Origin of the sequence: Endozoicomonas sp. ALB032 (assembly GCF_049310125.1) — a bacterium.
In the GTDB taxonomy this organism is placed as follows: Bacteria; Pseudomonadota; Gammaproteobacteria; order Pseudomonadales; family Endozoicomonadaceae; genus Endozoicomonas_A.
Genome location: NZ_JBLYNW010000001.1, coordinates 7,018,222 through 7,039,929 on the forward strand (window position 1 = coordinate 7,018,222; position 21,708 = coordinate 7,039,929).

A 21,708-nucleotide genomic window follows, 5' to 3' on the forward strand; every position below is an offset into this window, starting at 1 on the left:
ATATCAGCCTGGGGTGGTAGCATTATTTCTGTATTTCCCTCTATTCCCGAGAATCGGATGCTGCGAAGCAGGACAAATCCAGCTAGAATCAGTCAGCTTTTCAGGCAACGATTTTTCAGTGAGTAAAGGAACGATGGCAAACGATTTCGAACAGCCACCTCTTCGAAGAGCCCTGATCAGTGTCTCAAACAAAACCGGCATAGTTGAATTTGCCCGGGCACTGCACCAGCGCTCAGTAGAAATCCTATCCACGGGCGGCACCTACAAACTGCTGGTTGAGCACGATATTCCCGCTGTGGAAATCTCCAGTTACACAGGCTTTCCGGAAATGATGGACGGCAGAGTCAAAACCCTGCACCCCAAAGTTCACGGAGGCATTCTCGGTCGCTCCGGTCAGGATGAAGCCGTCATGAGCGAACACGGTATCGATCCAATCGATCTGGTTGTTGTCAACCTCTACCCTTTCGAACAGACAGTGAGCCGCGAAGATTGCACCCTGGAGATGGCTATTGAGAACATTGATATTGGTGGTCCTACCATGGTTCGTGCTGCTGCCAAGAACCACAGGGACACCACTATTGTTGTCAACGCAGAAGACTACACCCAGGTACTCTCTGAGCTGGATGAAAACAATGGTTCTGTCTCTGCAGCGACTCGCTTTGACCTTGCTGTAAAGGCCTTTGAACATACTGCTCATTACGATGGCGCAATTGCCAACTACCTCGGAACATTAACAGGCAACAAGGACGAACCAGAAGCCTTTCCTCGCACCTTTAACCGTCAGTACAAGAAAGTCCAGGACATGCGTTATGGCGAGAACCCTCATCAGAAAGCCGCCTTCTATGTAGAAGAACCTGCTCCTGCAGGTACCGTTTCCAGTGCTCGAAAGATTCAGGGCAAGGCACTCTCTTTCAATAACATTGCTGACACCGATGCGGCTCTGGAGTGTGTCAAGGCCTTTGAAGCTCCAGCCTGCGTCATCGTCAAACACGCCAATCCATGTGGCGTAGCCATCGGCACCGACATCCTGGAGGCCTATAACAGAGCCTACACAACCGACCCTACATCCGCCTTTGGTGGCATCATAGCCTTTAACAGAAAACTCGATGCAGTCACTGCCAAAGCCATCATTGATCGTCAGTTTGTAGAAGTCATCATAGCGCCGGAAATCGACGGCAAAGCAGAAACCATTCTTCAGAACAAAAAGAATATCCGCCTGCTGTGCTGCGGCACCCTGCCAGAAACTGCCGGGCATTTTCTGGATTTCAAACGAGTCAATGGCGGACTGCTGATTCAAGACGGTGACATCAGGGTAACCAGCGTTCAGGAACTGAAATCAGTGACAGAGAGAGCTCCCACTGAAGCAGAACTGAGCGACCTGCAGTTCGCCTGGAAAGTGGGTAAATTTGTTAAGTCAAACGCGATTGTTTACGCCAGAGATCATCAAACCATTGGTATTGGTGCAGGTCAGATGAGCCGGGTATACAGTGCCCGCATTGCTGGCATCAAAGCCGCTGATGAAAACCTGGAAGTCCGTGGGTCTGTGATGGCATCAGACGCCTTCTTCCCATTCAGAGATGGCATTGATGCGGCCGCCAGTGCCGGAGTTACCGCTGTCATCCAGCCAGGCGGCTCCATGAGAGATCAGGAAGTGATTGATGCTGCCAACGAGGCTGGCATTGCCATGGTATTCACTGGCGTCAGGCATTTCCGCCACTGATCGCTGGTAAGAGGCATTTAATGTGTCTCTTTTTTCACTCGCTTTACGACCAATGACAAACACTGGTTATTCACCACCAGACTTCCCGGGGACAGGCAACCTATGAAAGTACTCATCATCGGCAGTGGCGGACGCGAACATGCGCTCGCCTGGAAAGTAGCTCAGGACAACAACGTAGAGCAGGTTTTTGTAGCGCCTGGAAACGCAGGGACGGCTCTTGAGCCAGGAATCACCAACATCAGCATTGATGTACTTGAACTCGATAAACTGGTTGAATTCACCGTTAAAGAAAACATCGACCTGACCATTGTTGGCCCCGAAGCCCCTTTAGTGGCCGGTGTCGTTGACCGCTTTGAAGAAGCCAATCTCATCATCTTCGGCCCCTCACAAGGCGCCGCTCAGCTCGAAGGTTCAAAGGCTTTCAGCAAAGACTTCCTGGCTCGTCACAACATTCCTACTGCTGACTATCAAAACTTCACTGACATTGATCAGGCCAAAGCCTACGTCCGCGAGAAAGGTGCCCCCATTGTCGTAAAGGCGGACGGACTGGCCGCTGGCAAAGGCGTCATTCTTGCTGACACAGAAGAGCAGGCATTTGCTGCCATTGATGACATGCTGGCTGGCAACGCCTTCGGTGAAGCGGGGCACCGGGTGGTTATTGAAGAATTCCTTCAAGGCGAAGAAGCCAGCTTTATTGTTATGGTTGATGGTAAAAACATTTTGCCACTGGTTACCAGCCAGGACCATAAGGCCAGAGATAACGGTGACAAAGGCCCTAACACGGGTGGTATGGGTGCTTACTCTCCTGCGCCGGTAGTGACTCAGCTTATTCACGAACGCGCCATGCAGGAAGTGATCATTCCTACCGTGGAAGGCATGGCCGCCGAAGGCAACACCTACAAGGGTTTTTTGTACGCAGGCCTGATGATTGACGACAAAGGCACGCCCAAAGTACTGGAATTCAACTGTCGTTTTGGTGACCCTGAAACACAACCCATTATGATGCGCCTTCAATCCAGTCTCACTGAACTTTGTCTCGCCGGTGCAACAGCTAAGCTGGATCAGGTGGAAGCCCGCTGGGATGAACGAACAGCACTGGGGGTTGTTATGGCCGCAGGTGGCTACCCTGAGAAATACCACAAAGGCGACATCATCACTGGCATTGACGAAGCCAACTCAACAGACTGCAAAGTGTTTCATGCCGGCACACAGCTCAGTGGAGAACAAATAGTGACCCATGGCGGTCGCGTACTGTGTGTCACCGCCCTGGGCAGCAGCGTTAAAGAGGCACAGAACAAAGCCTACCAGGCTTGCTCAAAGATTCAGTGGAATAATGCTTATTTCAGGACTGACATTGGCTATCGCGCCATAGCCAGAGAGCATTGAGCACTTGATACTTTTCAGATGGAGCGGACAGGATGACCGCTCCCTCAGCTGATCTCAGCTTAGCCCACTCAAATAAACGTCCACCGACTAATAGAATAAAAATTCATAAAGCAGTTATCCCGAAAGCAAAATAACTTTCAAAGTAAAGTTATATAAAATTGCAACAATTTCACTTTTTCGCAGGGCAGCTTAGGGTATACTCAGCAACAATGGAAAAATGGAATTTTCAATAAATATTATGAGAGTTGTATTCAACCGCCTGTTATCCATTGCCCCCCATCCACCCTCAGGTGAAGAGTCAGTGTCACGACTCTCCATCAGGGTTGGATTCTGGATTAATGTAGTCTTACTGCTGTTTCTGGCTGCCTTTGGTGCACAAGCATTCAGTGCTGAAAAGGTCACTGATCAGCAGCCTGGTAAGGTTTCTATCAATCTCGAGCCATTCTCAAGCATTTTCATTGATCCGGAAAGCTCCCTTGAGCTGAATCAAATCAATGATCTGAATTACCTGTTTCGTTTTGCTCCCTGGCAGAAAGAAAGTCTCTACTTCACCAGCCAAAAAGGCACGGCCTGGATCAAGATATCACTGCCTGAGGACGTCAACGTTAAGCCTGTGCCCATCCTCTGGCTTCAACCACCACCCGGCGTATCACTTAATGTCTATATTTCAGGCCCAAAGTATTACAAGCAACTTCCAAATAAACGACAGCCAAACAGTAATATTTATCTCTATAATCTGACGCCCTATGCAGATAAGAAACTGGATGTGTTTATTGAGATACCCGCAGCCGCCGCAGGCAGCTTACTTGCCTATCTAAAGTCTCCCAGAGCATTTCTCAGTGATCAGGCATTTGTACACTGGCAAACTGGCTGGCTGCTAGCCCTATTTATCGCAACAATGATTATGAATGCCATTAACTGGTTTAATTATCACAAGAAAGCCTATATCTTCTTGGCTGGCTTCGGCTTAATGGGCTCAATGTTTTTGATAAGCTGGCAGGGATTGTTCAATATCAGCGAGCTCGGAGCAGGTTGGCTGCAGAACCTGATGATGAACGCCTCACTGATCGTTGGAACCATTCTGATCAGTCAGATAGCTCGCATCAGCTTGACGGGAAACAATGTCAACCTTATCTACTGCTTTAACATACTTTCTATCATCTCGGCATCATTACTGATTCTTGCTTTAACGGGTACCTTTGCATCTCTGGAACACAGCCTGATGATCAACCTGCTGACGACTCAGGTCTTCTGGTATTGCAGTCTGTTCATCAGAGTACCCGGTGCACTGAAGATTCCTGCCTGGCTTTCCACCCCTTATGCGATTATCCACCTGGTGACCTCTCTGGCTATCCTGGGCGTTACCAATCACAACCCCATAGCTGCCACCTGGATACTGCTTCAAGCGACCTCGATAAACATTCTTGCCTTCAGCTTTTATTTTGCCAGCCAGAGGCATTTGCGAACTGAATCAGGACTTTCAAAGAATCCATCTCTCAGCCCGGCACCCAAATCCCAGATGGCAAAAGATAATGATCTTTTCAACGCAATGGGTCATGAACTGAGAACACCTCTGAATGGCGTACTGGGAATGTCTGAACTACTCCAGAGTACACAGCTGACCCCCAAACAGGAAAACTATGTTGAAACCCTGAGATATGCAGGCAATGAGCTCAGCAACCTGATTAACCTGCTTTCTGAAGCATGGAAACTTGAGCAAAACGAAGCCAGCCCTGATATTAAACCCTACGATATCAATGAATTTCTGAACGACTGCCTCTTTAAATTCCGTTTACGGGCAGAACAACTAAATACTGAGCTGATCAGCTTTGTACACCCTGATGTCCCGGATATCAGTGAAACAGATACACGTCAGTTATCACTCATTTTGGAAAGTACCCTGATTCATATCTTCCGCCATATTAAAAACAGTGAAGTCATGATTTCTGTCAATCAGACCTCTCAGCTACCTGGCTCAGAGCCGAAAAGCCAACAACAGAGTAAAGACGGCTACATTCTTTATCAGATCAGGTACAGTCAGGGACAACAAGTCCTGAACCTGCCAGAGAACACCAATGAACTGAGCTACTCTGAAGCGAAACGACAGGCCGACATTAGCATGCAACTTTACATTACCATCCAATTAATTGAGGCCTTGTCGGGACACTTCGGCATCATGAACCAAGGCAGCACGCACATCTGGTTTGCTATTCCACATAAGGAACAAACAACAGATGTCATTCATCGGGATGAACAACCACTTTTCTATGACAAAAATGTCAAAGCACTCATTGTTGATGACAATAAAACCTGTAGACAGGTTCTGGCCCAACAATGTGCCCTGATGGGTATCAATACTCTGGATGCTGAAGACGGTCGGGAAGCACTGGCAATGATACGCAACGAAGCCTATTTGGGAAGAGACTTCGACGTGATCATCCTTGATCACCATATGCCTGGTATGAATGGCATCCAGATGTTAGAGAGGCTTCAGGAAGAAAGTCAGATAGAAATCCCGGGAATCATCATGCTCACGGGCGCCACAAACCCACCCGGAAAACAGCGTGCAGAGCGACTGGGAATCAGTAGATTCCTGACCAAACCGGCTGAATACAAAACACTCCAGAAGACACTATCACAAGTATTGGGAGAAAGAACTCCGTCAAGATGAGAATAAAACAGCCTGATGTCAGATAACATCAGACCTAGCAGCCTGTCGGACTTAAGACTGTCCTACTGCGGTTGCAATAAATTGGTCTAAAAATCTCTGTTTCTTCGTCAAATAGCTCGCTATTCTCCTCAGAAACAGAGATTTTTATCCTCAATTTCTTGCAATCCTCGCTACGGACGCTTAAGTCCGACAGGCTGCTAGAATGCAACCAGTTATTGTAGGTGGTATCGAGCTGATAATTCGTGAACCGCATCGACAAAGACTTTGGCTCTATCAGGCTCGACAAACTGATGAATGCCGTGACCCAGATTGAATACATGACCTTCACCCGGACCGAAATCTCCAAGAATTTTAGCCACCTCTTCTCTTATACGCTCTGGTGATGCATAGAGAACCGATGGATCCATATTGCCCTGTAGCGCGACTTTATCCCCTACACGACGACGTGCACCAGAAATATCTGTCGTCCAATCCAGACCCAGAGCATCAGTGCCCGTTGCAGCCATAGATTCAAGCCACTGACCACCATTTTTGGTAAACAGAATGACGGGCACCTTCCTACCCTCATGTTCTCTGATCAAACCTGAAACAATCTTTTCCATGTACTTTAGAGAAAATACCTTGTAGCACTCTGGTGAGAGTGCTCCTCCCCAGGTATCAAAGATTTGAACAGCCTGAGCTCCCGCCTTAATCTGAGCGTTCAGATAGCTTGTCACAGAATCAGCCAGGACACCTAACAATTGAGACAATAGCTGAGGCTGATCAAACATCATCGCTTTGATACGACGAAAGTCTTTACTGGTTCCCCCTTCAACCATGTAGGTAGCCAGTGTCCATGGGCTGCCGGAAAAACCAATCAGAGGTACACGTCCATTCAGCTCCGAGCGGATGGTTCGTACTGCATCCATGACATAACCCAGATCCTTTTCAGGATCAGTAACAGACAGAGCTTCAACATCAGCCGCTTTACGGACGGTTTTTTTAAATCTTGGGCCTTCGCCCTTCTCAAAATACAATCCCAGACCCATTGCATCCGGGATGGTGAGGATATCCGAAAACAGGATAGCTGCATCCAGGTCAAAACGCTCCAATGGCTGAAGGGTCACCTCGCAAGCCATTTCAGGATTCATACAAAGCGACATAAAATCACCCGCCCTGCTTCTAAGCTCCCGATATTCGGGCAAATAACGTCCAGCCTGACGCATCATCCATACAGGGGTGACATCAACAGGCTCTCTCAGCAGAGCCCTTAGAAAGCGGTCATTTTTCAGCTCGGTCATGGGGTTTCCAGAATTCAGGGACAGTGCAGTAAATTTTAAAGAAGGCCGGGACAGACATTTAAAAACCTCGCCCGGCCAAAAGAAACTGCGATGTTACAAAATAAAAGGGGGAGAATACTCATTCCCCCCCTTATTGACAATCTTCCGCCGCTCAGGAGCATCTATCCCGATAAGCTTTCTTCAAGCTCAGACATCGAGATAGTCCATGATCCCTTCAGCCGCCTGACGGCCTTCCCAGATCGCGGTAACCACCAGGTCAGAGCCGCGGACCATATCTCCACCTGCAAAAATTTTAGGATTGGAAGTCTGGAACTTGTAGCTGGACTGCTCTGGCGCTACAACACCTCCCCACTCGTTCAACTTGATAGAGTGGGACTCAAACCAGTCAGCAGGACTTGGACGGAATCCAAAAGCAATCAGTACCGCATCGGCTGCCAGTATTTCCTCACTGCCCGGAACCGGCTCAGGCCGACGACGTCCCTGCTCGTCAGGCTCACCCAGTTTGGTGGTGATGACCTTGACACCTTCTACCTTTCCATTGCCGACAATTTCAACGGGCTGACGATTAAACAGGAACTTGACACCTTCCTGCCTGGCATTGGCCACTTCACGACGGGAGCCGGGCATATTCTCCTCGTCACGACGGTAAGCACATGTGACTGACTCAGCGCCCTGACGGATGGAACTACGGTTACAGTCCATCGCAGTGTCACCACCACCGAGAACCACAACACGTTTTCCTTTCATGCCTATGAAATCAGATGCCTTCTTTTCAAAGCCCAGATTACGATTCACGCTGGAAATGAGGAAAGGCAGAGCATCATGAACACCGGGAAGATCTTCGCCCGGAAACCCACCCTTCATGTAAGTGTAGGTACCCATACCCATAAATACGGCATCGTACTCTGCCATCAGATCGTCCATCAGGACATCTTTACCGATTTCAGTATTCAGTCTGAATTCGACGCCCATTTCGGTAAACACTTCACGACGACGTGACATCACTGATTTCTCAAGCTTGAATTCAGGAATACCAAACGTCAGCAAGCCACCAATTTCCGGGTTCTTATCAAATACAACAGGTTTTACACCATTTCTGACCAGCACGTCTGCACAACCCAGACCCGCAGGACCGGCACCGATCACGGCCACTTTTTTATCGGTCCACACCACCTTGGACATATCCGGGCGCCAGCCCAGAGCCAGCGCTGTATCGGTAATATATTTTTCAGTTGCGCCAATAGTTACAGCACCGAATCCGTCATTCAGGGTACAGGCGCCCTCACAGAGTCGATCCTGGGGACATACACGACCACAGACTTCCGGCAAACTGTTGGTCTGATGGGAAAGCTCAGCGGCTTCAAACAAGTTACCTTCTGAAATCAGCTTCAGCCAATCCGGAATATAGTTGTGTACAGGGCACTTCCATTCACAATAAGGGTTACCACAGGAAAGGCAGCGGTGAGATTGCTGCTTGGCCTGTTTTTCACTGTAGGACTCATAGATCTCTACAAAGTCATTCTTGCGAACCTGAAGAGCCTTTTTTTCCGGATCTTCTCTGCCTACTTCGACAAATTGAAAATGATTGTTAAGTCGATTGTTAAATTGTGACATGGATTTGACCTCATTCGCTGATTGTTTTTATAACGCTCGTGGCGCTGCCACTGCTGCAGCCTATTATTAGCTCAGGGCTGCTGGCTCAGGGCTGCAACGCACACGGCTGTTCTAAAGACTTTCCTTGCAAGCGGTTGCAGGTGCCCTACTCAGGACGCCCGCGTGTACTCGCCAGCAATGAGTCCAAACTGGCCGCCTTTGGCTTCACCAGCCAGAAACGACCCCGATAGTCGTAAAACTCCTCCTGAAGTTCACGCCCCCATTCACTGCCTGTCTCTTTTACATATTCATCCAGAAGACCCATCAGATGAGACTGATAATCTTCCATGGATTCGGTATCAATTCGGTGAATATCCACCAGCTCGTGATTGTAGCGATCAACAAAGTTGCGCTTCAGATCCAATACGTAGGCAAAGCCACCAGTCATACCGGCGCCAAAGTTATGACCTGTTTCGCCCAATACAACGACCAGACCACCTGTCATGTACTCACAACAGTGATCCCCGGCACCTTCGACAATAGCGGTAGCACCAGAGTTCCGCACAGCAAGACGTTCACCGGCACGGCCGGCGGCCAGCAGGCGACCACCGGTGGCACCATAAAGAGAAGTGTTACCAATGATAGAGGTTTCATTAGAATTGAAAGCACTTCCCCGGGGCGGACGGATAATCAGGTTACCGCCTGTCATCCCTTTACCCACATAGTCGTTGGCATCTCCTTCCAGACGCATATCCAGGCCACCGGCATTCCAGACTCCAAAGCTCTGTCCAGCGGTACCTTTCAGATTCAGCTTGACCGGACTGTCTGCCATACCCTGATTACCATGACGTTTGGCAATCTCACCCGACAATCTTGCACCGATTGAGCGGTCACAGTTGCTCACCGTGAACTCAAACTCACCTCCTTCACCACTTTCGATGGCTGGCAGACAGGCTTCAACCATAACCTCTGCCAGCTCACCCTTGTCGAAAGAAGGGTTACGTTCAACCTGACAGGTATGGGGCTTATCTTCAGGAATCAGATCGTTGCGGACAATCGGCGTCAGATCGAGGCCTTTTTGCTTGTCAGTGTCACCGGGAAGCAGCTCCAGCAACTCTGTACGACCAATAACATCTTCAAGGCTTTTAGCACCCAGCACTGACAGCCATTCACGCACTTCTTCAGCCACAAAAGTGAAGAAGTTCATGATCATCTCAACTGTACCGATGAAATGATTTTCCCTGAGATGCTGGTCCTGGGTTGCAACACCGGTTGCACAGTTATTCAGATGGCAGATTCTCAGGTACTTACAACCCATTGCAACCATGGGCGTTGTACCAAAACCATAACTTTCAGCACCCAGAATGGCCGCTTTAACCACATCCAGACCTGTTTTGATACCACCATCTGTCTGAAGACGGACCTTTCCACGCAAATCGTTTGCTCTAAGTGCCTGATGAGCCTCTGTCAGACCCAGTTCCCAGGGAGAACCGGCATACCTGATAGACGTCAGCGGACTAGCAGCAGTACCACCGTCGTAGCCCGAGATGGTAATCAGGTCAGCATAAGCCTTGGCAACACCGGCAGCGATGGTACCAACACCTGGCTCTGATACAAGTTTTACGGAGACCAGCGCATCCGGGTTCACCTGCTTCAAGTCAAAGATCAGCTGAGCCAGATCTTCAATCGAATAAATATCATGGTGCGGTGGAGGTGAAATCAGTGTCACACCGGGTACTGAATAACGCAGTCTGGCAATCAGTTTGTTCACCTTGCCACCCGGCAGCTGCCCCCCTTCACCCGGCTTGGCTCCCTGCGCCACTTTAATCTGCAAGACATCCGCATTAACCAGATAATGGGGCGTTACACCAAAACGACCAGAAGCAATCTGCTTTATTTTGGAAACCCGGTTAGTGCCAAAGCGCGCTTCATCCTCACCCCCTTCTCCCGAGTTGGAACGACCACCCAGACGGTTCATCGCTTCAGCCAGGGCTTCATGGGCTTCCGGAGACAGAGCACCAAGACTCATAGCAGCGGAGTCGAATCGCTTGAGAATGTCTGCAGCTGGTTCAACTTCATCGATAGCCAGAGCCTGATCGGCAGTTTTGAGGCCCATCAGATCACGCAGGGTGGCAACCGGTCTTTCGTTGACCAGTTTGGAGTAACGACGAAACTCTTCATAATCACCCGTAGAGACGGCTTTTTGAAGTTGCTGAACGACATCAGGATTGAATGCGTGATACTCACTGTCATGCACGTATTTAAGCAGACCACCTTGCTGAATGGGCTTTCTCTTCTTCCAGGCAGTCCCTGAGAGCAACTGTTGATCTTGCTGAATAGCTTCAAAGCCGGCGCCTTCAATACGGCTCTGAACCCCTTTGAAACAGAGGTCAACCACTTCAGAAGACAGACCAATGGCTTCGAACAGCTGCGCAGCACGATAGGAAGCAATGGTGGAGATTCCCATCTTGGAAAGAATCTTCAAAAGACCTTTATCGATACCCTTGCGGTAAGCTTTGTAGGCATCCAGTGGGTCTGCGAGAATCTCCCCGGTGCGAATCTGGTCATGAATAATTTCATAGGACAAATAGGGATAAATCGCCGTAGCACCAAAGCCCAGCAGTACCGCAAACTGATGAGAATCTCTGGCTGTTGCCGTTTCTACCAGAATATTGGCATCGGAACGCAGGCCCGTATCAATCAGTCTGTGATGAACAGCACCGGTAGCCATGGCTGCATGCACCGGCAGCTTGTTATCACTGATATTACGATCACTCAGATGAATCAGAGCCTTGCCGTCTCTCACAGCCTGCTCTGCCTCATCACAAATACGCTCAATGGCGGACCTTAAGCCTTCTTCAGGCTTGTAATTGATGTCGATGTAAAGCACATCAAGATCATCATGCTGATGATGAGCATTGATCAGATTCAGGAATTTGGTTGTCGACAGCACTGGCGATTTGAGTACCACACGGCTCGCATGCTCTGGCGTCTCTTCGAATATATTTTTCTCACGTCCCAGGCAGGTTTCCAGGGACATCACTATTGCTTCACGCAAAGGATCGATAGGTGGGTTGGTAACCTGGGCAAACTGCTGCCTGAAAAAGTCATACACAGAACGCACACGACCTGACAAAACTGCCATTGGTGTATCGTCACCCATTGAGCCTACAGCTTCCTGCCCACTCTCAGCCAGGGGACGAATCACCTGATCACGCTCTTCAAAGCTGACCGAGAACATCTTCTGATGAACCTTCAGCAGCTCTGAATCCAGGTGCTCGATCTTGTGATCTTCATCCCTGAAACGGGAACGGATACGATAAGAGTTTTGCTTCAACCACTTTTTGTAGGGCTGTCGAGTCTTCAGCTGCTCATCGATATCGTGGGCCTGATGCAATTCACCTGACTCAACATCAATGGCCAAAACTTCACCCGGACCAACACGACCTTTTGCCACAACATCTTCAGGCTGGTAATCGTAAACCCCCACTTCAGAAGCAACGGTCAGAAACCCGTTTTTCGTAATGACCCAGCGAGAAGGACGCAAACCATTACGATCCAGTGCACAAACCGCACGACGGCCGTCGGTAATAACCAGACCTGCAGGACCATCCCAGGGTTCCATGTGCATGGAGTTGTATTCATAAAAAGCCCTGAGGCCAGGATCCATGGTATCAACATTCTGCCAGGCAGGTGGAACCAGCATTCGGATAGCCCGATAAAGGTCAACGCCGCCGGTTACCAGAATTTCAAGCATGTTGTCGAGGCTTGACGAATCGGATCCGGTTCGGTTGACCAGGGGATAGATCTGATCCAGGTCAGGCAGCAACTCTGATTTGAATTTGTTTCGACGAGCCTGTGACCAGTTTCTGTTACCGGTGATGGTGTTAATTTCACCATTATGAGCCAGTAGACGGAAAGGCTGGGCCAGCTTCCAGCGAGGCATGGTATTCGTAGAGAAGCGCTGATGGAATACGCAGATCGCAGTTTCGAACCTGGTATCACCCAGATCCTGATAAAAGTTAGCCAGATCTACGGGCATCATCAGACCTTTGTAGGTCACTACCTGAGTCGACAGGGAGCAGATATAAAAGTCTTGATCCTGCTCAAGTGCCATGTTGGTGAAGCGCCGTGCCATATAAAGGCGGGCTGAAAACTCTTCTTCTTCCAACTCACCCTGATACCCTACAAACACCTGTTCAATAACGGGTAGCTGATCTAAGGCAATAGGGCCGAGACAGTCACTATTGACGGGTACTTTTCGCCATCCAATCACTACCAGTTTTTTCTTTTCCAGCTCGGCTTCAAGTGTTTTTCTGGCATAATCAGCTACCGCTTCATCCTGGCTCAGGAATAGCATCCCCACAGCGTAGCTGGCTGGAAGATCTTTACCCAGTTGCTCTTTAACAACAGTGCGGAAAAAGGTGTCAGGCGTCTGAATTAATAAACCACAACCATCGCCTGTTTTTCCATCTGCGGCAATACCACCCCGGTGCGTCATGCAGGTAAGCGCTTCTATCGCGGTTGTCAGGAGATTATGACTTTTCTCTCCTTCCATGTGTGCTATAAGCCCGAAACCACAGTTATCCCTGAACTCCCCGGGATTATACAGACCTGCTTTCATAAGCACTCTCTCATCGTAAGTTATTATATACCTTGAAACTTCTGTCACTCTGGAAGCCGGAATGTTCTGTTACCGACCAGGCTTCCAGACGATCATTGTTCTCGTTTTGCCAAGGCGCTTTATTCTATAAAAATGCAGCTCTCCCACCCCCTGCGGTCTTCATACTGTGATGCTGGCTGCATTCCTGGCTCGAGCCAGAACGGCTTTGCTGCGGGGAGGTAACCACACCCAAAGAATATTAATTCATTTTTATGGATTTTAATTCAAAAAAGAGTACAAAAAAAAGAGTATACCCTTAACTACTACTTCATGAAAAATAGGTCGAAGTTGCAGACGTTTAACCTCGCCACAAAAGACAAGGGGCCAACCATTTTACACAGCCAACCCCTCAATCACAAATACATAAAAAGAACAATAAGCAATAAGCTCTATATCCTGCACACCTCACTCAGCATCTTATCAAGCACACCCCGGTCAAACTGTTCTGTCACAATGGCTTTACCAATCTGCTCTAAAAGCACCAGCCTCAATTTTCCATTCAGCACTTTCTTATCGACGGACATCAGTTCAACAAAGCGATCGGGTGACATACCCTCAGGAGGCTCTACAGGCAGATTTGCTGCCTTGAGAATAGCCACAACCTCCTGTACTTCTGCTCTGGCAATCCAACCCAGTCGGCAAGAGAGCTCAGCAGCCATCACCATACCGACAGCAACGGCCTCCCCATGCAACCATTCGCCATAGCCAGTATGTGTTTCAATGGCATGACCAAAGGTATGACCCAGATTTAAAATAGCTCTGAGCCCGGACTCTTTTTCATCCTCTGCCACTACCTGTGCTTTGTCAGAACACGAACGGTGGATCGCGTAAGTCAGCGCCTCCCGATCCCTTGCCATGATTCGTTCAATATTTGCCTGCAGCCACTGATAGAAGGAGTCATCACAGATCAGACCGTACTTGATCACTTCGGCAACGCCAGCAGAAAACTCACGCTCTGGAAGTGTATTCAAAGAGTCAGTATCAATCAGGACAACATTGGGTTGATGGAAAGCGCCAATCATATTTTTGCCCAAAGAATGATTGACACCGGTTTTCCCGCCAACAGAAGAATCTACCTGGGACAGCAGAGTGGTTGGAATCTGAATAAAATCAACACCGCGCTGGTAGGCGGCGGCAGCAAAACCTGTGATATCACCCACCACACCACCACCCAGAGCGATCAATGTGGTTTTGCGGGTATGACGAGCTTCAAGCAAGCCATCAAACACTCTCTCAAGGGTAGCAAGGTTCTTGAACGCTTCTCCATCAGGAAGAATGACTTCTGTCAGGTCAAAGCCATCAAGCAGATTGCGCACCCTATCCAGATAGAGGGGAGCAATGGTTTCGTTAGTGACAACAGCTACTTGCTGTCCTTTGATATAGGGCTGGAGCAACTCAGGTCTGGCAGCACCCGCATAAAGGCCTGAACCGATAAAAATGGGATAACTTCTCTCACCCAGATCCACATTCAGTTCAAGGATGTTCGACTCTTCCATCAAACGTCTCTCTCTTTTTCTAAAAAACCTTCCATCAATTAAATGATCCGAAGGCTTCTTCCTGGCTTATGGCAACTCGCCAACGGTTCGGATGATTTCACTGATCAGTGCTTTGGGTGATAGCAACTCTGTATCCAGCTCGATATCGGCAATACTGGAATAGAGCGGCGCTCTGTCACTCAACAGTTGAGTCAGCACTTGCTCTCGATCAGGCCTTTGCAACAGAGGCCTTTTCTTGTCTTTCTCGGTTCTGATCAATTGCGCTGCTACTGATGCCTTGAGAAAGACAACCACTCCGCTGGTACCCAGCTGCTGGCGATTTTCCAGTCTGGTCACAGCCCCACCACCTGTGGCAAGAACAATACCCTGTCTGGAACAGAGATCCCGTATTACCTGTATTTCACGCTGCCGAAAGCCCTCTTCGCCCTCAACATCAAAAATCCAGGGAATCTCAGCACCACTGCGTGCCTCAACCTCTTGATCTGAATCGAAAAATGGCAGCCCCAGTTCTTTGGCCAACATCCGCCCGATCGTACTTTTACCGGCCCCCATAGGGCCTACCAGATAAATATTTCTCAATGGCATTGTCTTTGTTAGCCTGACTTCCTGCCTGCATGTGAGGCTGAGCCTAGCGCATCCTGAGTCATGCTGACAACAAAAAACGGGAGCTTTCACTCCCGTTTTTTGTTAGATAAATACAGAGATCAACTCAAGGCAGCCAATCTTCTGTCATGATCTCTTCAAACGACCAGGGGCAACACTCCGGATAACTATCCTCAGTCAGCCACTTTTGTTTCGGAAGATAGTCATTCATCTCTCGTATTGCCCGCTTCTTGCCTTCTTTGTATGCCGAGACAAATAATCCATCCAACCTTGGCCTCAGCGACGGGTTGGCAAGCAATACTTTGCCAGCATCATCCCTGGCATTGCGGATACTCCCAAACCATGATCTAAACACTTTAGGTTCGGGCATCTGAGGATTCAGGATATAAGTCTGATACTGGTACTTCAGTAGGTGCTGCAGCAAAACCACCAGATGAGACTCCAGCGACCTTGGCTCACTCTTACCCATACCCTCAACTTCCTCAATGAGATTATCCAGGTCAAGCCGATCAAACTGACGGTTTTCCAGCAGTTTTTTCTGCTGCTGCACCCACTGGTAATAGTCAAATTCGTAAAGGTGATTGGAGCGGCCATCCATAACAAGATTCCTCTATCAGTGCGGATTCCATTATAGGGCATTTTTTTGGAAGAGATCCCGGAAGGTCTGAACCTACCGGGATGCGGGAATTAACGCAGGGTAATATTATCGCTGACCACTCGAGGTGTAATGAAGATCATCAATTCGGCCTTGTCATCTGAATAGGTATCTTTTCTAAACAATCTTCCAACATAAGGAATATCGCCCAACATTGGCACCTTAACTGTCCCTTTCTTTTTCTCCCTGGTAAATACTCCACCCAGAACAATTGTTTCACCATCTCTGACCAGCACCTGGGTATTCACTTCATTCTTATTAATGGTAGGAACACCATTAGGCGCATCAGCACCCTGAGAGTCATTGGTAACCGTCACATCCATAATAATACTGCCCTCAGGCGTGATCTGCGGAGTCACTTCGAGAGACAGCACGGCATCCTTGAAAGCTACAGAGGTCGCACCACTGGATGTTTTCTCTTCGTAAGGAATTTCCTTACCTGACTTGATCACTGCTTTGGTCTTGTCAGCGGTTATCACTTTTGGCTGAGAAACCGTTTCACCACCACCATCTGACAGAATGGCTGAAAGCTCAAGGTTCAGCAGAGTACTGTTGGTTGCAAAACCAATCGCCAACGTTGCGGCGTTTGCTCCAGTCACGCCAAAATCAACAAAGGGAGCGTTGTCTGGCAACTGGACAGTTGGCACACCATCGACGATAGTCGCCTGAGTCCCCTGACCACCGATAGCTACATCCCGATTGGCTGAACGATCAAAGTCTGTCGCGCCTCCCCACTTTACCCCCAGATCACGCACATAGTCGGAGTCCATATTGACAATCCTCGCCTCAATCATCACCTGTCTGACAGGGATATCCAGACGTTGAATCAGAGCTCGCAGCTCATCCAGCTTCTCCTGAGTATCCTTAACCAGAAGACTGTTAGTACGAGCCACAACCTGAACCGAACCACGCTCAGTCAGCAGAGTGGTCTCTTCCCCTTCACCGGCAAGAACCGTCGCAATCTCTTGTGCATCAGCGTAATTGATCTGAATCAGATCGGTGTAAACAGGCGCCAACTCACGAATCTGCTTGTCATTCTCCAGTTGCTGACGTTCCCTGGCTGCAATCTCTTCGGCTGGAGCCACAGTCAGGACATTACCTTCAAGTCGCTTGTCCAGACCTTTTGATTTGAGAACGATATCCAGAGCCTGATCCCAGGGCACATTCTGCAGACGCAGTGTCACATTACCGCTGACCGTATCTGAGGCCACCAGATTCAGATCAGTAAAGTCAGCAATCAACTGAAGAACAGCACGCACTTCGATATCCTGAAAATTGAGGGACAGTTTGTCTCCCTTATAGGCCAGACCTTTCCGGTCACGACCATAATCTTTATCGGATACCGGCTTAACACTGACTGTCAGTGTGTTATCTGCCTGATAAGCAAGGTAGCTATAATCACCCTTGGGCTCGATAACAACCACTGCATTCCCGTCTTCGACCTTGGCATCAATGAATTTTACGGGAGTAGCGAAATCAATGACGTCCAGACGGTTGCGTAACCTGCCTGGCAGAACATTCCCCTGAAACTCCAGACGAATGCGACCACCCAACTCATTCATATCCATTGGAATGTTAGGATCTGCGAGCGAAATAACAACATTACCCTCTCCTTCCTCCCCCCTCTGGAAATCAATATGGGTAATACCCTGGCTGGCAGGATCAGCCAGAGGCGCACCAGAACTGGCTACTGTTGGAAGAACTGAACGGGTATCAGAACCTTCTGCGCCCACATAAACGTAGAGAACATTACCGTCCGCTTTAGTGGTAAAACCGGCAGCTGTTTTCAAATTAACAACGAGCCGGGTTCTGCCTCCAGCCTCAAGCACGGTGACACTCTCTGTGTTCTGAAAGCCAACTTCATTATATTTGGGCAGATCACTGCGGGTGAACGGTAGATCCAAAGAAATCCTGGGAGGCTGCTCTATCGTGTAACCCTTTGCCTCAGGTGCAGGGCCGTCGAACATCAGCCGCAGCTCTACGATATCACCCGGCAAGGTGCCAGCATCCATTTTCTTGAGTGTTACACCCCAGACAGAAAGCGGCAACCACGCCAACACTATATACAGCAGCATTCGTACTGCGCTGGCTTTCAACACGGGCTTATTATTCATCTAGTGAACCCACTTAGCATTTTAGAATTGTTGTTCTAATCGGCATGACATCAGAAAAATCCAGTTTCCTGCAGCGATGTCGCCTACCTTGTCATATCAGCCATGGGAACTCTCATTACAGCAAGTATTTCAACAGGCACTGTAACGAGAGCCACACCTTGTGTCTCCACGTCAAAAAAAGACGTGATCTGTGAGGTATGCACGGCAAAGCGGGAAATCCATTTCGAAACTGATCGGACTGTCCTTGCAAACATATGTTTAACGATCAGGGTTGGCCAAGATCCAGCCTCATACTTCTGGGTCTTTCAATCCAGACGTCAGAGCCCGCAGGCACTATTTCGATAATTCGCAGTTCACTGTCGTCGATGTAAGTGATTCGACCGTGGTTTTTACCCAGATAATCACCCACCCTGACACGGTGGATGCCGTCGTCACCACGGATCAAACCCCAAAGCCCATCGTCGTTGCTGATAGACCCCACCAGAGCAAAGGTTTCGATATCGAACTGCTCCAGGTACTGTCTGGCACGACCATTGTCAGGTTTGACATTACTGCTGAGTGCCCGGTCAGAGGCTTGCAACTTGACCGGCGGCTCAAAGGGACTTCTTAAACCAGAAGCACTGTAAGTAAATGCCTCGTAGGGAGTAAAGGTCGGCAGCGGTTCAATTCTTCCGGAAGGCCTGGATTTCATCTCAGCCATATACTGGTCAAGATCACTGAAACCACTGTTTCCGGAACAACCCAACAACGCACCTCCGGCACAGACAATCAGAAGTCTTTGTAAATACTTCATTACTGAGACTCCCTGTCGTTGTAGCGATAAGTTCTGGCCAGAATCTCCATTTTCAGCATCTGCCCATTTTTTTCCGGCGTGATAGAAAAGTCATGAAGCGTCACAATTCGTGACAGACTGGCCACTCCACTGACAAAATTGCCAATATCATGGTAGTTACCACCGACTGAGATACTGATTGGAAGCTCAATATAAAACTCTGTGGCTTTTTCAGGCTGCAACTTGATGGTCTCAAACGTCAGACCAGCACCACGACCGGTGAAAGTAATATCTTCCAATAATCCGGGCACTTCAGTGTCGCTCGGTAACTGTTTAACCAGAGCACCAAAGGAAGCCTCCATCTGTTCCATCTGAAGCCGGTAAGCATCGAGATTCGCAGACTGGAAAGCCTTGATTCTGAATTGATCTTTTAACTCTTTCTCTTTTGAAATGACAGTGTCGTAAGTTTTCTGAAGATTACTTAAGTGCAATTGATAACCCAAAAAAAGCACCAGCCCGAGGGTCAGTACGCAGGCAACAACCCTGACCGGCAATGGCCAGCCACCGACATTTTCCAGATCCAGTTCTGCCAGATCCAGCTCATTCAGTTTTTTTAAAGAATCTGCGAAACTCATGATTCGTCTCCGGCTTCTTTCTCAGGCGATGTTCGAATCACAGTCAGATCAAATTCATTCATCCGTTCTCCGCCAAGGGTCACCTTACGTACAGCGGTCAGATTGGGATCGGAAAACCACTCAGAGGAATCAAAATTACGCATCAAGCTGGAAATACGATTATTCGACTCAGCGACACCCACCAGCTTGAGAGTGTCTCCCTGAAACTGGAGGCTCTTGAAGTGCACCCCGTCAGGAATCAGTCGAGCCAGCTGATCAAACACCCGAACAATGATAGGGCGGTTACCCTGTAAATTCTGTATGACCTCCATGCGCTCCAGAAGCTGGGTTCGCTTCTCCCTGAGGCCTTTGATTTCAGCAATACTCTTGTCGAGTTCAACAATTTTATTCTGAAGGTACTGATTCCTGTTTTGCTGGTGACTGATGGCATTTCCGGTGTAAATATCTGCCATGAAAATCATCGCGCCACCGGCCAATATGGTCATCAGCCAAGCGGCGATAAAGCGTTTTTTGCGCTCTTCCCGAAGTTGTTCACGCCAGGGGAGAAGGTTAATCCTTGCCATTAGTCAAAACTCCTCATGGCTAATCCACAGGCGATTATCAAAGCCGGAGCGCTGCCGGTTAATTTACTGGCATCCACTTTTGGAGAGAGCGCCATTCTGGCAAACGGATTGGCCAGCAATGCCTGTGTTCCAAGTTTGTCCTGAACCAGAGCAGCCAGTCCTGGAATAGAAGATGTCCCTCCGGCCATAAGAATGGCATCCACATCATTGTATTGACTGGAGGAATAGAAAAACTGCAAGGATCGTGAAACCTGCTGCACAACCGCCTCTTTGAAAGGCTCCAGAACTTCAGGTTCAAAATCGTCTGAAAGCCCCCCTTCACGTTTGGACTTTTCTGCTTCTTCAGGGCTTAGGCCATAGCGTCGCTGAATCTCATCAGTAAGCTGTCGACCACCAAACAATTGTTCGCGGGTGTAAATAGTCTGACCATTACTCAACACACTGATCGAAGTACTGCTGGCACCAATGTCAACAATAGCAACCACCGGATCTTCCTCTGGAAGCTCCAGCATATCACTGACCAGTTCGTAGACTCTTTCCATGGCAAATGCCTCGACATCCACCACTTTGGCTTTGAGACCACCAAGTCCAAGAGCCTCTTCACGCATTTCAACATTATCACGACGACAGGCAGCGAGAAGCACCTCAGCCCGCTCAGGGTTATTTTCCTTCAACCCAAGGACTTCAAAATCAATAGCTACTTCGTCTAATGCGTACGGAATATACTGATCGGCTTCTACGGTGATTTGTGTTTCCATCTCTTCATCACTGAGAGAGGAATCCATTTCGATGGTCTTGGTGATAACAGCTGAACCGGAAACAGCCACTGCAGCATTTTTCACACTACTGCGACTGCGGGAAACAGCTCTCCTGATAGCATCACCGACGGCCTCAGGCTCCTGAATGACATTTTCAACCACAGTTCCGGGTGGCAAAGGTTCTTCACCGTAGGCTTCTATTCGGTAGCCCTTACTGCCACGACTCAGTTCCAGCACCTTCACTGAGGTCGAACTGATATCCACTCCAAGGACAGCACTTGTTTTATTATTAAACAGCCCAAACACAGACACGATTCCTGCTTTTTTCACCACGAAACGTCAGTTTGATCGACATCAACACCCTGACGTTTGTCTCTCATGGCGGCTTTAGTTATAAAAATTCCCTATATTTTTATTTAATAACAGTCCGTTCAAATGCGCAACGAAAGGAACCTTTCGAATCCACTTTATTTCAAACAGATCACGCTATGCACCTTCCCGTGGCTGCTTTTTAATCAATATACCCAAGACAAAGCCTGTCGATTTACCCACTTTGCCCAAACCGTATCGATAACTATCCGATATCGATGACAGAACACATCGTCCAACCGGCACAGCCCTGAGCTGAAACAGTCATGAGCTAAAAACGCCCTTCAACCCTCTCTGGATAGAGAATCATTCTCGCGATAAACGAATATAAAACCGAACATTACATTAACTAACGATCCGGATTCTAGGGAAATTGAACATTTCCCTTTATAATGACCCTCCTGTAACTGCCAGGAGACTGTCTATTCCC

The 21,708-nt window shown here is 48.7% G+C and carries 14 protein-coding genes; 3 read left to right on the plus strand and 11 right to left on the minus strand.

All coding sequences use genetic code 11. From position 1 onward, the window contains the following. Positions 1-133 precede the first annotated feature (133 nt). The 3 genes from purH to ACO6VG_RS25515 all read left to right on the plus strand — a co-directional run bounded on the left by purH (position 134) and on the right by ACO6VG_RS25515 (position 5,777). Positions 134-1,720: a bifunctional phosphoribosylaminoimidazolecarboxamide formyltransferase/IMP cyclohydrolase gene (gene purH, locus ACO6VG_RS25505; protein ID WP_422476196.1), complete on the plus strand. Its 1,587-nt coding sequence runs from the start codon at positions 134-136 to the stop codon at positions 1,718-1,720. 102 nt (positions 1,721-1,822) lie between these two features. Continuing rightward, positions 1,823-3,106 (plus strand): phosphoribosylamine--glycine ligase, encoded by a 1,284-nt coding sequence (gene purD / locus ACO6VG_RS25510; protein WP_422476198.1) that lies wholly within the window; start codon positions 1,823-1,825, stop codon positions 3,104-3,106. Between the two features lie 238 nt (positions 3,107-3,344). Beyond that, complete coding sequence (locus tag ACO6VG_RS25515) at positions 3,345-5,777, plus strand: response regulator (RefSeq protein ID WP_422476200.1); 2,433 nt, start codon at positions 3,345-3,347, stop codon at positions 5,775-5,777. A 212-nt stretch (positions 5,778-5,989) separates the two neighbouring features. Here the strand turns inward: ACO6VG_RS25515 and hemE are convergent, their stop codons facing one another. The 11 genes from hemE to ACO6VG_RS25570 all read right to left on the minus strand — a co-directional run bounded on the left by hemE (position 5,990) and on the right by ACO6VG_RS25570 (position 21,215). Further along, positions 5,990-7,057 (minus strand): uroporphyrinogen decarboxylase, encoded by a 1,068-nt coding sequence (gene hemE / locus ACO6VG_RS25520; RefSeq protein WP_422134895.1) that lies wholly within the window; start codon positions 7,055-7,057, stop codon positions 5,990-5,992. Positions 7,058-7,243: 186 nt separating this feature from the next. Further along, the gene (locus ACO6VG_RS25525) at positions 7,244-8,671 is read right to left on the minus strand and encodes an FAD-dependent oxidoreductase (RefSeq protein WP_422476202.1); all 1,428 of its coding nucleotides are present in this window, start codon (positions 8,669-8,671) and stop codon (positions 7,244-7,246) included. Positions 8,672-8,816: 145 nt separating this feature from the next. Then, positions 8,817-13,274 (minus strand): glutamate synthase large subunit, encoded by a 4,458-nt coding sequence (gene gltB / locus ACO6VG_RS25530; protein ID WP_422476204.1) that lies wholly within the window; start codon positions 13,272-13,274, stop codon positions 8,817-8,819. Between the two features lie 428 nt (positions 13,275-13,702). After that, the gene (aroB, locus tag ACO6VG_RS25535) at positions 13,703-14,809 is read right to left on the minus strand and encodes a 3-dehydroquinate synthase (protein WP_422476206.1); all 1,107 of its coding nucleotides are present in this window, start codon (positions 14,807-14,809) and stop codon (positions 13,703-13,705) included. Between the two features lie 66 nt (positions 14,810-14,875). Beyond that, positions 14,876-15,394: a shikimate kinase AroK gene (aroK, locus tag ACO6VG_RS25540; protein ID WP_422476208.1), complete on the minus strand. Its 519-nt coding sequence runs from the start codon at positions 15,392-15,394 to the stop codon at positions 14,876-14,878. A gap of 124 nt (positions 15,395-15,518) precedes the next feature. Continuing rightward, a complete protein-coding gene (locus ACO6VG_RS25545; RefSeq protein ID WP_422409790.1) occupies positions 15,519-16,010 on the minus strand; it encodes a DUF29 domain-containing protein in 492 nt (163 codons plus the stop codon). A gap of 89 nt (positions 16,011-16,099) precedes the next feature. Next, positions 16,100-18,181, minus strand: coding sequence for a type IV pilus secretin PilQ (locus ACO6VG_RS25550; RefSeq protein ID WP_422134901.1), 2,082 nt, complete (start codon positions 18,179-18,181; stop codon positions 16,100-16,102). 265 nt (positions 18,182-18,446) lie between these two features. After that, positions 18,447-18,974, minus strand: a complete 528-nt coding sequence (locus tag ACO6VG_RS25555) for a pilus assembly protein PilP (protein ID WP_422134902.1) — start codon at positions 18,972-18,974, stop codon at positions 18,447-18,449. Continuing rightward, positions 18,974-19,588: a type 4a pilus biogenesis protein PilO gene (locus ACO6VG_RS25560; RefSeq protein WP_422134903.1), complete on the minus strand. Its 615-nt coding sequence runs from the start codon at positions 19,586-19,588 to the stop codon at positions 18,974-18,976. The genes ACO6VG_RS25555 and ACO6VG_RS25560 overlap by 1 nt, the downstream gene beginning before the upstream one ends. After that, positions 19,585-20,151, minus strand: a complete 567-nt coding sequence (locus ACO6VG_RS25565) for a PilN domain-containing protein (RefSeq protein WP_422134904.1) — start codon at positions 20,149-20,151, stop codon at positions 19,585-19,587. Before ACO6VG_RS25565 ends, ACO6VG_RS25560 begins: the two co-directional genes overlap by 4 nt. Beyond that, complete coding sequence (locus tag ACO6VG_RS25570) at positions 20,151-21,215, minus strand: pilus assembly protein PilM (protein WP_422134905.1); 1,065 nt, start codon at positions 21,213-21,215, stop codon at positions 20,151-20,153. Before ACO6VG_RS25570 ends, ACO6VG_RS25565 begins: the two co-directional genes overlap by 1 nt. Positions 21,216-21,708: the final 493 nt, after the last annotated feature.